Raw genomic sequence first — 14,624 nt, 5'->3', positions numbered from 1 at the left:
TGGGCATGCTGCCTTCCAGCGCATGGCGGTTCATCTCGTTCGCGGCCTGCCTCATCTGCATGGCCGCCGGCGTCTGGGTCTGGGTGGCGTATTCCGCCCGCGCGACGGGAATCACGCTCATCGTTCTCGGCGCGGCGCAGATGATCGCCCTGCTGGTGCAGTCACGCGACCATGGTGCGGTTGACGACGATCCGGAGCCGGACGCGACCGGCCGCGAGCCCGACCGCATCGAGCGGCTGCCCGAGCAGCGTCGCAACGAGCTGATCCGCGGCACGTCGATGCACCTGCGCGACATGAGGTACCGCTACTCGATCCGCTTCGACCGTTCTGACCGGGCGTGCTTCACCACCGAGGTCAACAGCATCACGCTGGGCTTCGTGCCGGTGATCATTCTCGACAACCACACCGACCGGCAGGGGCTCGGCTACGTCGCCTTCCCCTACGACGGTGATCGCTGGCGCGGCCCGGGGCTGCCGTGCGGCGGCGACCCCGACCAGGCCGTGGCCCACGCGGCCAAGTGCGTCTCGCCTCTCTCGCCCGCCGATGTTGCGGATGAGGAGTTCGAGGGGGAGGAGGGGGATGAGAGGAACTAGGCGACAGATGGTGGGCTGAGGCACGAGCCATTGGCGCGCGGGGCGGCTGCGCCGCGTGAGTTCCGAGGCCCGGGTGGAACCCGACTCCCGACAACCGAGTCCCGGCGCTCGATGCCTGACGCCTCACCTGAACTGCGCCCGCGCCACGGGCGTTCGCTCCGGCTGCTCCTTGCGGCGCTCGGCCTCGTCCACGTCGCCGAACCATCCCAGCCAGACCGGACCCATCACGAACGCGCCGTAGACCACGAACAGGCCCGTGGCCAGCAGCACCAGATCGCGCTCCAGATGGCCCGTGACCAGTCCGGCGATGACCACCCCCACCGCCGCCAGACCGAGGCCCACGACGATCTCCACGCCCATCCACATCTCGCGCTTGAGGACTGGCATGGGCACGATGTCGAGTTCGGAGGTCGGCGCCGCTTCATCGGGCGAGTGACCGGCCTCGGGCGGCGCGGCGGGGTCGGCGAGTTGCGTCATGCGCAACTCCGCCTCGCGCTCGCGCCACACGGCCAGCTCCTGCTCGAACTTCTCGCGGCGCGTACGCTGCTCCACGTTGTGGCACAGCAGCAGCGCGCCGAAGCACACCAGCAGAATCACCGCCGGCACCCACGCCCAGAACCAGAAGGTGGCCATGGTCACCGCGGTCGCTGCAATACCAAGGGCCACGCTGATGCGCAGCAGGATGAGCAGCTCCTTCGCCGCGAAGTGGCTCACGGTGTCATCGTGGGGGAACGCCGGATCGTTCTCGTCCAGTTGAGCGGGGAATCCCATGATGTGCTCCTTCGAGAGGTGACCTCGATCGGTCGGCAAGCCATGCCGGATGGTCAGACGTTGTCGGACATCCGCCCCGGAAGCTCGGAACCCCGGAATACTCTCGCCCCGCCGCAGCGCCGCGATCAGGCGTTCACCCGACCGCTCCCTTCACCCGCCCACGATCGCACGGCGCGTGCGCGGCGCCGACGCGCTCTCCATATCGAGCATAACGACTACGGGGCGGCTGTGTTCAACAATCGCGCGAAAATAGATCGTTCGTTCTTTCACGAACGAAGTCGCAGGAAAGGCAGGCGGGGACGCCCGCCCCACCACGCTTGTCCTGTCAGCCGAGTCACCCCAGCTCGGGGAACAGCCCGCGCACCACCTTCACCAGATCCTTCACGTGGCTGATGGACTCATCCATCAGTTTCCGCTCGGCGCCGTCGAGCGGAATCTCGATGACCTTCTCCACGCCGCGCGTTCCCAGCACCACCGGCACGCCGACGAAGTAGCCCTGGCCCTTCTGGCCGGGCGCGACGCCATACTCGTTCTCGCAGTAGGCGGCGCAGGGGATGATGCGCTTCTTGTCCTTGATGATGGCCTCCACCATGTCGGTGGTGCCCAGGGCCGGGGCGTAGTAGGCGCTGGTGCCCATCTTGTTGACGATCTCGCCGCCGCCCACCTTGGCCCGCTGCACCAGTTCCGCCAGCCGCGCTTCGCTGATGAACTGCGTGACGGGGATGCCCGCGATGTTGGTGTAGCGGGGCAGCGGGACCATGTCGTCGCCGTGCCCGCCCAGCAGCAGGGCGTTGATGTCCTCGACGCTGAAGCCGGTCTCCATGGCGATGAACGTCTTGAAGCGGGCCACATCCAGCGCGCCTGCCTGGCCGAGGATGCGATGCGTGGGGAACCTGCTCGCCTTCCACGCGGTGTAGACCATGGCGTCCAGCGGGTTGGAGACGATGATCATCACCGCCTCGGGCGCGTTCTTCGCCACGTTCTCCGCCACCTGCTTGACGATCTTGACGTTGGTCTGAATCAGGTCGTCGCGGCTCATACCCGGCTTGCGCGGCAGACCTGCGGTGACCACCACCACGTCGCTGCCGGTGATGGCGGCGTAGTCATCGGTGGCGGTGATGGATGAGTCGAAACGCTCCAGCGGGCCGCACTGGGCCAGGTCGAGCATGCGGCCTTCGACGGGGAGGAAGGTTTCACCTTCTTTCCCGCCTGCCTTGGGAAGGCGGATGTCGATGGCGACGATGTCGCCCAGTTCCTTGATGGCGCACCAGAGAGCCACGGTCGCTCCGACGTTGCCGCCCGCGCCAATGACCGAAATCTTCGCTCGTCGCATGTCCTCATCGTCCTTTCAGGGATGCCCCGGACGCCATCGGGCGCGGCGGGGCATTGCGGAATCTCGCAAGGGTCGTGATGATAGAAGTGGCCCGAATCCGGGCAACGAGCACCATTCCCTCTTTCGAGGCACGCGGCGTCATGGCGAAGAAGAAGGCGCGTTCACGTCGTCCCGCCTCCACCACCATCCTCACCGAAAACATCAACTACCCCAAGGGCCAGGGCGGCACGCGCATCAATGACCGCAAGTACGAGGCGATGCGCACCGCCATTCTCAAGGCCATGCCGCGCTCAAAGGAGGGCATCGCCTTCCGCGACCTGGTGCGGGCCGTCAAGCCCCACCTGCCGCGGGACTGGTCCGGCTCGGTGTCGTGGTACGTGACGACGGTGAAACTGGACCTGGAGGCGAAGGGCGAGATCGCGCGGATCGAGGGGTCGAAGCCGCAGCGGCTGAGGAAGGGGTAGGAAGGGGCCGATGGCGATCGGCGATCGGCTGTTGGCTCTCGGCTATCAGCCACGAGCCAAGAGCCACCAACCGATGCAGAACCGGCCTGTCCACCAACCGCAGCCGCTGTCATCTCCGGGGGCGCGGGGCAATACGGTCCCGTACCTATCCGTTGTTGTGCGGCTGTTCAGGATCGATTCACGACCCGTGAAGGATTCCCCATGCCCCTTCGCTCGTTCGGTTGGCGTCGCCTGTCTCATCCCCTGGTCTGCTTTCCCCTCGCGGCTGGACTGACGATTCCGGCCTTGGCCGCTCAGGAGCCCCCGCCCCCACCCGGAGGCGCGGGGGGGCGGCCTGGAGGCGGGCAGGACGTGCTGCGACCCCCCAGCGGACCCGGAGGGCCGGGAGGCATGGGCATGCCGGGGGGGCCGGGTGGTCCGGGGGGCGTGGAACGCCAACTCGTCAAGCAGTTCGATGTGAGCGGCGATGGCTGGCTCAATGCCGAAGAACGAGCCGCCGCGCGGGAGTTCCTCAGGCAGAATCCCGGCAATCAGCGAGGTCCGGGGGCAGGTCCGGGGGGTGGTCCGGGGGCAGGTCCGGGGGGGCGGGCCAGGCCGCAGCGCGAGCCGGCCGCGCCGGGCCCGCGCGTGACGCCCGCCGACGTGACCAACCATCCCGATGCCCCGCTCTACGACCAGACCATTCTGCGGACCATCTTCATCGACTTCGAGAGCGCGGAGTGGGAAGCCGAGCTGGCCGACTTCTACAACACCGACGTCGAAGTGCCCGCCACGCTGACCGTGGACGGCGAAACCTATCCGCAGGTCGGCGTGAGCTTTCGCGGCGCATCGTCGTACTTCATGATTCCCGCCGGGCACAAGCGATCGTTCAACGTGTCGCTTGACCTTGTGAATCCCCAGCAGCGCTTGTACGGGCACAAGACGCTGAACCTGCTCAACTCCAACGGCGATCCGTCGTTCCTCAGCACGATTCTGTATTCCAACATGGCGCGGGAGCACATCGCCGCGCCGCGCGCCAACCTGGTGCGCGTGGTGGTCAACGGCGAGTCGTGGGGCGTGTACGTGAGCGTGGAGCAGTTCAACCGGGACTTCGTCGCCGAACACTTCGACGGGGGCAAGGGGGCGCGGTGGAAGGTGAGCGGCAGCCCCAACGGCCAGTCGGGTCTGGATTACGTGGGCGATGATCTGGCCGAGTACCGCCGCCGCTACCAGATCAAGTCCAAGGATGACGAGAAGGACTGGCGTGATCTGGTCAACCTCTGCCGCGTCCTGAGCACCACGCCGACGGAGCATCTGGAAGAAGCGCTCAGGCCGATCCTCGACATCGACGGCGCTCTCTGGTTCCTGGCGCTGGACAACGTGCTGGTGAACAGCGACGGCTACTGGGTGCGGGCCAGTGATTACAACCTCTACAAGGATGAGAAGGGCATGTTCCACCTCATCCCGCATGACATGAACGAGTCGTTCGCACTGGGCGGCGGCGGATTCCCGGGCGGCGCTCCCCCCGGTGGCGGTGGACGAGGCGGACCAGGCGCCCCCCCCGGCGCGGGCGGCGGCGGACCCGTACCCATCGGACCCGGAGGCGCGGGCATCGGTGGACAGGGTCAGGATCGTCCACCGCAACCGCCTCCTGGCGGGACCGGCGCGCCTCCCGGAGGGCAACTCCCGCCCGGCGGCGCGGCGCCGGGCGGGCCGGGGAATCCGGGGGGCGTTCAGCGCGGGCAGCGAGGCGGGGGTGTCAACCTCGACCCGTTGATCGGCATGGATGATCTCCGCAAACCCCTGCGCAGCCGCCTGCTCGCCGTACCGTCGCTGCGGGCGAAATACCTCGACAACGTGCGCACGCTGGCGGAGAAGTCGCTGGATTGGAGCGTCATCGGCCCGTTCATCGCGCGGCAGCGGACGCTCATCGAGCAGGCCATCGCGGAGGACACGAAGAAACTCTCCTCGCTCGAGCAGTTCCGACGCGTCACGTCGGATCAACTGCCGCCCATGCCCCAGCCAGGCGGAGGCGCGGGCGAGGCCGACGCGCCGCCCGCCGGCCCCGGTGCAGCGCCGGGCGGCGGGATGACGCTGCGGCTGTTCTTCGAGCAGCGCCGGCGCTTCCTGCTCAATCATCCCGCGCTGAACCAGCCCGCGACCGACCCCATCGCACCGGCCCAGGAGCAATGAGGTGACGACACCCGGCTTGAGCGGCCAGCCATCGGCCAGCGATTCACCATCCCTCATTGCGCGGCGCGATCCCGCCCGCCAGGCCTTCGAGATGAAGTTCCTGCTGGACGAGACGCGCGCCGCCGAGCTGCGGATGTGGGCGCGCGAACGTCTGACGCTCGACCCGCACGGCGACGCGGCGCTCGACGGCGCGTACCACATCGCGTCGCTCTACCTCGATACGCCCGCGATGGACGTGTATCGCCGCACGCCGGGATACACCAGGCGAAAGTACCGAGTCCGCCGCTACGGCGCGTTGCCCTGGGTGTTTCTCGAGCGCAAGTCGCGGCGCGGCGACCGCGTGTCGAAACGACGCACGAGCGTGCCGCTTGAGGAACTGGCCCGCCTGGCGCAGCCGACGCTGATCAACCGACTTGACCCGGCCGCCCAGTTGAACGGAGCGGCTTCCAATGGTCACGCCGCGGCCGAGTGGGCGGGCGAGTGGTTCCGGCGACAGACCGCGACCCGGGGGCTGCTGCCCGCGTGCGGCATCGCCTATGAGCGAACGGCCTTCTTCGCCTCGGTGAACGAGGCACCGGTGCGGCTCACGTTTGATCGGGACATGCGAGGAACGCCGGCGAGCGGATGGTTGCTGAGCGATCAGGCGGGGCAGACGCCAGTCCCGTCGATGGTGAGGGCCGGCGCGGACGCCTGCGCCGCCGGAGGCACTGACGGCACCGTCGTCGTTCGTCCGCTGTTGCAGGGTCGGGTCATCGTGGAGATGAAGTTCCTTGACGCGGTTCCTCACCTGTTCCGCGAAGCGCTCACGAGGTTTCGGCTGAGTCCGACCCCCGTATCGAAGTACCGGTTGTGCCGCGATGCCTGGGGCGCGGCGACCTCCGCGTCCGAGGTGGTCCGTGCCTGAGTGGCTGCACTCCCCGTTTCAGGGCGACCCCGATCTGACCGTCCATGTCGTGGCGGTGCGTCTGGGCTGCGCGCTGGTGCTGGGCATGGTCGTGGCGGGCGTATTCCGCTTCACGCACGGCAGGCCCGATGAGCAGTCGCGCCAGATGATGGCCACGCTGGTGCTGCTGACGGTGCTGATCGCCATGATGACGCTGGTGATCGGCAACAACGTGGCGCGGGCGTTCTCGCTGGTGGGCGCGCTGGCGATCGTGCGCTTCCGCACCGTGGTGGAGGACACGCGCGACGTGGCCTTCGTCATCTTCGCCGTCGCGGTGGGCATGGCGCTGGGGGCGGGGTTCCTGATGATTCCGCTCATGGCGATTCCCGTGGCTGGCGCGGCGGCGTACCTCTTCCGCCCGCGCGAAGCGGATCGCGAGGCCCGCCGACCCGGCCCGAACGGCATGGGAATCCCCTTCCGCGTCACGGTGCGCACCGGCGCCGGACTGGTGACCGACGCCGTGCTGCGCCAAGTGATCTCCCGACACGATGAGGCCCTCCGCATGGAGTCGATCGGCACCACCCGTCAGGGCGCGTCGGTGGAAACCACGTGGGTGGTCCGTCTGCCGGATGAAGCCGCGGCGGGAGCGCTGCTCGCCTCACTCCACGCGCTGGACGGCGTGCAGGGCGTCGAAGTGAAACGCGAGCGATGATGAACCTTGGGCGCGGACGTGTCGTCCTCGCTCGCTTCTTGCCCGGATCGGTGATCCGACTCCATTCAAAGAAAAGCCCCGACGCAAGGTCGGGGCACAGGGGTTCTTGTTGGCGTCGCGTGATTCAGCGTCTTCGTCGCCGACCGCCGACCAGGGCGCCCAGGCCGAGCAGGGCCGCCGCACCGGGCGCGGGGATGACGAGCAGGTCAAAGTAGCGCCCGCCGCCGGCGTAGACCTGGGTGCTGATCTGGGTGTTCACGTCGTAGACGTGGGCGCCGGCGCTGTTGCTCCAGAGGATGTTGCCGTTGCCCAGTTGGAACACGCCGCGCGCTCCCGACGCGGTGAAGGAGCTGAGAATGGCGCCGGTGTTGGCGTCGAGCGTGTAGATGCCGGCGGGCGAGGAGAACCCAGCCACCAGCACGTTGCCGCTGTGATCGTGATCCATCTGCTCGGCGAAGTTGAGCGAGGTGGAGTTGTGGAACGTGCCCTGGGACACGCCGGAGATGCTGTAGCGGTGGATGTCGTCGTTGGCGCTGCTGGACGAGACCAGGATGCCGCCCTGGTGATTGAGGATGCCGAAGGGGCTGGGCGCATTGGGCGTGGCGAAGAAGCCCAGGTTGTTGCCCGCGGTATCGAACATGATGACCGCCGCGCCCGGCGCGCCATTGGCGGTGCCGGCGTTGGTCACGTAGACCCGTCCGTTCACCAGGCCCATGCCGCGGATGTTGTCCATGCCGCCGGTCACCGCGCCCAGTGAGTTGCCGACCAGGTCGAAACGGGCCAGCTTGTCGCCGACCTGCTCGGAGATCCAGATTTCCTGCCCCACCTGCATGGCATGGATGGGCGTGACGCCGGACTGCAGGGCGAAGTAGTTGCTGTTCACCAGCGCGCCGGTCTGCGGGTCGAACAGGACCAGGCGGTTGTTGGTCGAGTCCGGCATCATCACGTACTGGGCGCTGGACGACGAAGCCGCCAGACCCGCGGCGACCGCAGCCGCCAGAATGGTGGATCGAATCATGGTTCATCTCTCCCGACAAAGACGGCCTGCCAGACCTCTGCGTCCCGGCGCCGCAGGCCTCGACGCCCGGAAAGACGCCACCATATCAAACCGACCACTGCTGGACGAGCCAAAAACCAAGGATTCACCCTGTTCTTTCGCGCACCCGTTCTCATTTTTACCAGGACTTCCCAATTTGACATCCGTGCTGTCACGCCGATGGGTCTCGCGACGAACATCAAAAAACCGCTTGGCATTCCTGTCTGGCTCTGGTACAACGGTGATGTACTTCCGGGGACCAGAGGCATGTGGGTACGCGAACCCGATGTTCGGGTTCATGCGATTCGACTGGATTCAAACCGGAGGAGCAAGTCATGAGGAGAGTGATGAGCGTGTGCGCCGCCGCCGCGGTGCTTGGGGGGGGGGGGGCGTGGGCGCAGGAATACGGCGTGGTGCCGGCTGAGTACGCCAACACCAACGGGACATCCAGTTTCCTGTACATGGTGACGACGGGCCGCACCTACCAGATGCAGATCAACGCCAGCGAACTGACGCAGTTCGTGGGCAAGAACCTGACGGGACTGACGTGGCGTCTGAACGCCAACGCGGCGAACTGGCCGCCGTCCGTCAACGCGGATTTCGCCAATTTCGACATCTACATCGGCCCGGGCGTCGATCCCGCGGCTCGCAGCACCACGTTCGCCAACAATTTCACGAGCGCACCGACGCAGGTTCGTTCCGGCCCGCTCACCTTCGCGGCCGGCTCGTTCCAAGGCGCCGGCTCACCGGCCCCCTGGGGTGTTGAAATCACCTTCAACGAGTACCTGTACACGGGCGGCCACCTGACCATCGAGATTCGTCACTCCGGCATGACCGGCAACACGACGACGACCAGCTTCAACGCGCTGAGCACCACCACGTCGGGCTACGGCACCCGCTTCAGCGCCCTGTGGACCGGCACCTACAACGGCACCACGGGCGGCGCGGGCAACTTCTTCGTGACCCGCCTTACGGCCAACGAAGTCCCCGCTCCGGGCGCCCTGGCGCTGCTGGGCGCGGGCCTGGTGATGGGCGGGCGGCGGCGTCGCCGGGCGTGATCGGCTGACTTCACGCCTTGCATCGACACGCGACAGGGGCCGGGCGAGATCGCCCGGCCCTTGTTCTTGTTCCCGCATGCTGCCGCGCGACGTTCCTGATCGGAACAACGAAACGCCCGCCATGCTCACATCGGCTTCACGCCGATCGTCTCGTCGTACACCGACAGCAGTTTCTGCTTGTCGAAGATCATTTCCTGCCGCGACAGACCCACCACGTCGTACTCGGGGGTGAGTTCGATGGCGTCGCAGGGGCAGGCCTCCTCGCACATGCCGCAGAAGATGCAGCGCAGTTCATCGATGTCGAACTGCTTGGGATACTTCTCGCGGTCGGGCCAGGGGGATTCCTCGGCCACGATGTGGATGCAGTTGGCCGGGCAGGCGGTGGAGCACATCATGCAGGCCACGCAGCGGACGCGGCCGTCCTCATCGCGGTTGAGGCGGTGGACGCCGCGGAAGGTCTTCGGCTCGCTGCCGCCGTCGAGCACGTCCCGCTGCTCGCGGCGCTGCTCGGGGTACTGCACCACCCACACGTTCTTCTTGACGCTGCCGTTGCGGCCCACGTTTTCGAAGCAGTGGCGCATGGTCGTCCCCAACCCGCGAAAGATGGCGGGCAGGAACAGGGTGTCGCCGCGCGAGAGTTTCGGCGAGTGGATGGGGACGATGTCTTCTTCGCGAATGGTCATTGAGTGCTCCGGCTGGACACGGCCACGAATCGGGGGTGAACCCGGCTACCGCCGGCCCAGCCGGTCCATCGTAATCGACCAATCGCCGGGACTCCACCGCTCGTGACCGGTTCCCCCGCCGCCTGGGTGTTTCGCGGCGAATCACTCGTCCGAGCCGCCGTCTTCCTCGCCTCCGCGCCCCACGCCTGGGGCGGCCTTCTTGCGGAAGCGGTAGAGCGTGCGGCGCGGGCGAGCCGCGGACGCCGATGCCGCAGGCGCCGATACCGACATCGCCGGCTGTGCGGGCGTCGACGCCGCGAGGGTTTCTCCCGCCGGTCCCCTCATTGAAGGCGTCGCGGGAGTCGAGGCGACCCCGTCGCCAGATGGGCGCATCTCGGCGCCCGCGTTCTTGCCGCCCCGCCCGCGACGGCGACGACGACGCCGACGACCCCCGGATTCGAGGGATGACTCGTCCGCCGCGGGGGACGACGCGGAGGCCGCCGACTCCGCCGACTCGTCCGCATCGGACTGCTCCGATCCGCGGGCCTGGGGCGGTGCGTTGGAGTCCTCGAAGGACGCCTCATCCTCGGACGTTGCGGGCGAGCGGCCGACCGGACCCTCGGACCGCGCCAAGGCCGGCGCGGCGTCGCCAGCACCACTCCCCCGCCTTCGACGACGACGGCGACGACGGCGCTTTCCACCAGCGGCCGCATCCCCGGTCGCCTGACCATTCACGCTGACCGGCGCCAGACCTGGACCATCCACGGATTCCGCGGCGACGTTCGCCTCCTCCGCAGGCGGGGCGACGGCCTGCGCCGAATCCTCGCCGTCCACGGCCGCTTCCCCATCGACGGGTTGCCCGGGCTGCCCCGGCGGCGCCGAGTTCTCCCCAGCGGCCCCACCGCGACCACGACGGCGACGACGGCGGCGTTTCTTCTTGCCCGATGCGGGAGAACCGTGCCCGGCGGTCACGCCGCCATCATCCGACCCGGGCGCGGACGGGGGTTCGGCAGGTGTTTCACGTTCCGAGTCCGCCTCGGCCAGTTGCTCGTCGATCTCCTGCTCCATGCGGTCGAGTTCGGCGGCCAGATTCTTGAGCGCGCCCGTCTCGATGCCCGCCACCGGCTTGCCCCGACGACGACGACGCTTGCGACCTGCGGCGCCGGCCTCCGGCTGGGTCGCCGCGGCGTCCTCCTCCGGCGCCGGTTCAGGCAGCGGCAGGTCGGCGGCCTCCAGCTCGGACAGGTCCGGCGCCTTGGGCGCCGGCAGGCGGGTGATGTCGATGTCCGCGCTGCGGTCGTCGTAGGCGTAGTAGTCGATGCGATCGGTGGGGATGGCGTCGCTGACCCGCACCTTCACGGTCTTGCCGAACTCGTCCTCCAGGTCCACCAGGTCGCGGCGGCGCGAGGAGAGGAACGCCGAGGCCAGCCGCGGCGAGACCACGATCTCCACTGTCTGCACGCGCTCGAACTGCAGCAGGTAGGCGATGCTGCGCACGGCGTCGGCGGCGAGCGACTCGGGCGTGCGGACCTCGCCCCGCCCGCTGCACACCGCGCAGGTGTGGTAGTGCGTCTTGCGCATGCTGGGGCGCATGCGCTGCCGGGTCATCTCCAGGATGCCGAACTCGCTGATGCGGGTGATGGTGGTCTTGGCGCGGTCGCGGGCCAGATTGTCCTTGAAGCGCTTTTCGATGGCGCGGCGGTGATCGACGCGCACCATGTCGATCAGATCGTTGATGACCAGTCCGCCCAGGTCGCGAAGCCGAAGCTGGCGGCAGATCTCATCCACGGCCTCGCAGTTGGTGCGATAGGCGTTGGTCTCGCTGTCGCGGGCGCTGCGGCTCTTGCCGGAGTTCACGTCGATGGCCACCAGCGCCTCGGTCTGGTCGATGACGATCGCTCCACCCGAGGGCAGCGGCACCTCGCGCTCGTGGATCATGGCGATCTGCTTCTCGATGTCGAAGGCGTGGAAGATCGGCACGGGCCTGCGGTACCGCAGCACGCGCGGCGCGGAGCGCGGCGCGATCACGCGCAGGAAGTCCGTGGCGCGCTCGAAGCCGGACTCGCTGTCCACGATGATCGCGGAGATGTCCGGCGCCAGGATGTCGCGGATGGTGCGGATCAGCAGATCGGACTCGACGTACAGCGGGCAGGGCGCCTGCACCGACTGGATGCGCTTCTCCATCTGCTTCCACAGGCGGGTGAGGTACGCCAGGTCGCGCTTCAGTTCGGTCTTGGATCGTCCGAACCCTGCGGTGCGCAGGATGAAGCCCAGCCCCTCGGGCAGGTCGAGGGTGTCGAGAATCTCGCGCATCTCGCGGCGTTTGTCCTCGTCCTCGATCTTGCGCGACACGCCCACGCGGTCCATGTCGGGCATCATCACCATCAGCCGCCCGGGGATGGAAATGTAGCTGGTGAGCGTCGGACCCTTGGTGCCGATGCCTTCCTTGATGACCTGCACGAGCACGGAGTCGCCGCGCTTGAGGGCCTCCTGCATCATGGGGCGGTCACGGCGCGGGATCTTCTTGCCCACGCTCTCGGTCTTCTCCTCGCCGGGAAAGTATCGCGGGTGCAGGTCGGAGATGTGCAGGAAGCCGTTCTGACCCTCGCCGAAGTCGATAAACGCCGCCTGGATGGCGGGCTCGACGTTGATGACGCGTCCCTTGTAGATGTTGCCGACGTTGGTCGCCGTGGCGGTTCGTTCGGCGTAGAGCTCGTCGAGGCGCCCGTTGTCAAGAATGGCGATCCGGCATTCCTCGCCGGGCACGTCGTTGACGACCATGATCCGGTTCGTCGTGGGGGTGTTCTTGCTGACCACGCGATGCGTACTCCATGAGTGCGCCGCGAGATCGACCGCTGTGAGTGGACAAGCCGACCGCGCCCGCCGACCGCGACGTGGCGCGGGGCGGGGGCTGGCTGCTGGTCTGCCGACGGGGTGTCGGGGTTCTGAGATTCCTCACGAGGGCGATGCTTCGCGGATGCCGCACGCCGGCCCGCGTTTCGGTCCACCCGGGGCTCTCCCGCGAGGCGGGGGCTCATCCGGGCAACCGTCCCGACGACGGCGCGGCGGCCTGTTCGTTTGTTCCGAGGTCGTCATCGGCGCCGCGGGCCGTCGCGCCCGCCCAGAGGCGGCGCCGCGAGGCCGCACGAACACCGAGTCACTCGGCGGACCAACCGCCGAACGCCTCGGGAAAGACCTTCCGTGTCTGCTCACGCAGAAAGTTCACGATCTGCCGCTCAGACTCGAACGACCCGACCTTGCGGGCGAGGCGCTCACAGGTACCTATATCGACCGAACGGATCAATCGCTTGACCTGCGGAATCTGGGACGGCACAAGCGATAGTGTACGCAGGCCGAACCCGATCAGCAACATGGTGTAGGTGACCTCACCCGCGATCTCGCCGCAGATGCTCGTTTCGATGCCGTAGTGCTTGCCTGCCCGCACCGTCTGCTTGACCAGCTGCAGCACCGCCGGATTGGCCGCCGAGTACAGGTTGGCCACGCGCTCGTTGCCCCGGTCCACCGCCAGGGTGTACTGAATGAGGTCGTTTGTCCCGATGGACATGAACGATACCTCCCGCGCCAGCGTCTTGGCCATGAGCGCGGCGCTGGGCACCTCGATCATGATGCCCAGTTTCAGATCCTTGTCGTAGGGTACGCCCTCCTCCGACAGTTCCTCCATCACGTCGTTCACCACCATGCGAGCGTGACGCAGCTCCAGCACGTTCGTGACCAGGGGGAACATCACCTTGATCGGGCCGAACGCGCTGGCTCGCAGGATGGCCCGCAACTGACGCTTGAAGACGCCCAGGTGACGCAGGCAGTAGCGCACCCCCCGGCAGCCCAAGGCGGGATTCCGCTCCGGCTCCACCTGCTGCTCCTGCGTGTACTTGTCCGCTCCCAGATCGAGGGTGCGGATCGTCAGCGGTCGGCCCTTGAGCAGATCCACGCACTGGCGATAGGCCCTGTACTGCGTGTCCTCGGTGGGATCCTCGTGGGCGGTCAGGTACAGGAACTCGGTGCGGTACAGCCCGACCCCGTCCGCGCCGTTGCGCACCAGGGCCTCCACTTCCTCGGGGAACTCGATGTTGCCCATGAGCGAGATGCGCGTTCCGTCCCGCGTGGTCGGTTCGAGCGCGGCGAACTCGCGCATTCCCACCCGAAAATCCGCCATCTGCCGCTGGAACGCCTCGTACTGAACCAGCGTCTCAGGGTCCGGACGCAGAATGACCAGCCCGCGATCGCCGTCCACGATGATGGAATCGCCCTCGTTGACGTTGAGCGACACGTTCTGGCAGCCCACCACCGCGGGAATCTCCATCGCCTTGGCCACGATGGATGTGTGGCTGGTGCGTCCGCCGGCATCGGTCGCGAACGCCAGTATCTTTGAACGCTCCAGCGAAGCCGCCTGCGAGGGTGTGAGTTCGTGCGCGACGATCACCACCGGCTCGGACAGGTGCTGCACCCGGCTCTCCGACTGCCCCAGCAGCTTGCCCAGCACCCGGCGATCCAGGTCAAGCACGTCATTCGCCTTCTGGCGAAACACCTCACTGCCCATGCCGCGGAACTGCTCGGCCAGTCGTCGGAAGGCGTCGGCCACCGCGAACTCCGCCGTCACCCGCTCCTTCTCGATCCGGTCGCGGATGGGACCGATGAGGGAGACATCGTTGAGCAGGCCGAGATGGAACTCGAAGATGCGGGCCGGCTCCTTGCCCAGTTCCGCGGCGGTTCGATCGCGGAGCACGGTCAACTCGTCCGCGGCGTCTCGGAGGGCTTTGGCCAGTCGATTCAGCTCGCGGGGGACGTCGCCGGCCGGTACCGTGCGATAGGGCACCCGTTCATCCGCGTAGTCGAGGATGAACGCCTTGCCGATGACCACGCCGGGCGAGACCGGAATGCCCTTGACCACTTCCATGCGCGAACAACAACCCTCAGGAGCA

The 14,624-nt window shown here is 67.6% G+C and carries 11 protein-coding genes and 1 pseudogene; 6 read left to right on the top strand and 6 right to left on the bottom strand.

The features are described from left to right. The first annotated feature begins 5 nt into the window (after positions 1-5). Positions 6-593 (top strand): hypothetical protein, encoded by a 588-nt coding sequence (locus HRU76_09630; GenBank protein QOJ17827.1) that lies wholly within the window; start codon positions 6-8, stop codon positions 591-593. A gap of 123 nt (positions 594-716) precedes the next feature. Here HRU76_09630 and HRU76_09625 read toward each other — a convergent pair whose 3' ends face one another. Then, positions 717-1,364, bottom strand: a complete 648-nt coding sequence (locus HRU76_09625) for a hypothetical protein (protein QOJ17826.1) — start codon at positions 1,362-1,364, stop codon at positions 717-719. 334 nt (positions 1,365-1,698) lie between these two features. After that, positions 1,699-2,697 (bottom strand): malate dehydrogenase, encoded by a 999-nt coding sequence (mdh, locus tag HRU76_09620; protein QOJ17825.1) that lies wholly within the window; start codon positions 2,695-2,697, stop codon positions 1,699-1,701. 140 nt (positions 2,698-2,837) lie between these two features. Between mdh and HRU76_09615 the strand changes: the two genes are divergently transcribed. The 4 genes from HRU76_09615 (at position 2,838) to HRU76_09600 (ending at position 6,928) form a co-directional block, all read left to right on the top strand. After that, positions 2,838-3,161, top strand: a complete 324-nt coding sequence (locus HRU76_09615; GenBank protein ID QOJ17824.1) for a hypothetical protein — start codon at positions 2,838-2,840, stop codon at positions 3,159-3,161. A 396-nt stretch (positions 3,162-3,557) separates the two neighbouring features. Then, positions 3,558-5,333 carry a CotH kinase family protein gene (locus tag HRU76_09610; protein QOJ19157.1) on the top strand — a complete coding sequence of 592 codons (1,776 nt, stop codon included), beginning with the start codon at positions 3,558-3,560 and terminating at the stop codon, positions 5,331-5,333. A 1-nt stretch (position 5,334) separates the two neighbouring features. Next, the gene (locus HRU76_09605) at positions 5,335-6,237 is read left to right on the top strand and encodes a polyphosphate polymerase domain-containing protein (GenBank protein ID QOJ17823.1); all 903 of its coding nucleotides are present in this window, start codon (positions 5,335-5,337) and stop codon (positions 6,235-6,237) included. Next, on the top strand, positions 6,230-6,928 hold the full coding sequence (locus HRU76_09600) for a DUF4956 domain-containing protein (protein ID QOJ17822.1): 699 nt from the start codon (positions 6,230-6,232) through the stop codon (positions 6,926-6,928). Before HRU76_09605 ends, HRU76_09600 begins: the two co-directional genes overlap by 8 nt. A 124-nt stretch (positions 6,929-7,052) precedes the next feature. On the opposite strand, the gene HRU76_09595 is transcribed toward HRU76_09600, so the two are convergent. Beyond that, positions 7,053-7,946: a hypothetical protein gene (locus HRU76_09595; GenBank protein QOJ17821.1), complete on the bottom strand. Its 894-nt coding sequence runs from the start codon at positions 7,944-7,946 to the stop codon at positions 7,053-7,055. Positions 7,947-8,299: 353 nt separating this feature from the next. Between HRU76_09595 and HRU76_09590 the strand changes: the two genes are divergently transcribed. Continuing rightward, entirely contained in the window at positions 8,300-9,022 is a 723-nt protein-coding gene (locus HRU76_09590; protein QOJ17820.1) for a PEP-CTERM sorting domain-containing protein, read from the top strand. Positions 9,023-9,147: 125 nt separating this feature from the next. Here HRU76_09590 and HRU76_09585 read toward each other — a convergent pair whose 3' ends face one another. The 3 genes and pseudogenes from HRU76_09585 to ptsP all read right to left on the bottom strand — a co-directional run bounded on the left by HRU76_09585 (position 9,148) and on the right by ptsP (position 14,599). Further along, a complete protein-coding gene (locus HRU76_09585) occupies positions 9,148-9,705 on the bottom strand; it encodes an NADH-quinone oxidoreductase subunit I (GenBank protein QOJ17819.1) in 558 nt (185 codons plus the stop codon). 1,293 nt (positions 9,706-10,998) lie between these two features. Continuing rightward, positions 10,999-12,465, bottom strand: a pseudogene (locus tag HRU76_09580) (Rne/Rng family ribonuclease). Positions 12,466-12,841: 376 nt separating this feature from the next. Beyond that, positions 12,842-14,599: a phosphoenolpyruvate--protein phosphotransferase gene (gene ptsP, locus HRU76_09575; GenBank protein ID QOJ17818.1), complete on the bottom strand. Its 1,758-nt coding sequence runs from the start codon at positions 14,597-14,599 to the stop codon at positions 12,842-12,844. Positions 14,600-14,624 lie beyond the last annotated feature (25 nt).

It is taken from the genome of Phycisphaeraceae bacterium, assembly GCA_015709595.1.
Classification (GTDB): Bacteria; Planctomycetota; Phycisphaerae; order Phycisphaerales; family SM1A02; genus CAADGA01.
This window is presented reverse-complemented; position numbering and strand designations above follow the sequence as displayed.

Excerpts from the sequence above, each read along its gene's own strand:
- HRU76_09630 (QOJ17827.1), top strand. The coding sequence starts at position 6 with ATGCTGCCTTCCAGCGCATGGCGGTTCATCTCGTTCGCGGCCTGCCTC.
- HRU76_09625 (QOJ17826.1), bottom strand. The coding sequence starts at position 1,364 with ATGGGATTCCCCGCTCAACTGGACGAGAACGATCCGGCGTTCCCCCAC.
- mdh (QOJ17825.1), bottom strand. The coding sequence starts at position 2,697 with ATGCGACGAGCGAAGATTTCGGTCATTGGCGCGGGCGGCAACGTCGGA.
- HRU76_09615 (QOJ17824.1), top strand. The coding sequence starts at position 2,838 with ATGGCGAAGAAGAAGGCGCGTTCACGTCGTCCCGCCTCCACCACCATC.
- HRU76_09610 (QOJ19157.1), top strand. The coding sequence starts at position 3,558 with ATGCCGGGGGGGCCGGGTGGTCCGGGGGGCGTGGAACGCCAACTCGTC.
- HRU76_09595 (QOJ17821.1), bottom strand. The coding sequence starts at position 7,946 with ATGATTCGATCCACCATTCTGGCGGCTGCGGTCGCCGCGGGTCTGGCG.
- HRU76_09590 (QOJ17820.1), top strand. The coding sequence starts at position 8,300 with ATGAGGAGAGTGATGAGCGTGTGCGCCGCCGCCGCGGTGCTTGGGGGG.
- HRU76_09585 (QOJ17819.1), bottom strand. The coding sequence starts at position 9,705 with ATGACCATTCGCGAAGAAGACATCGTCCCCATCCACTCGCCGAAACTC.
- ptsP (QOJ17818.1), bottom strand. The coding sequence starts at position 14,599 with ATGGAAGTGGTCAAGGGCATTCCGGTCTCGCCCGGCGTGGTCATCGGC.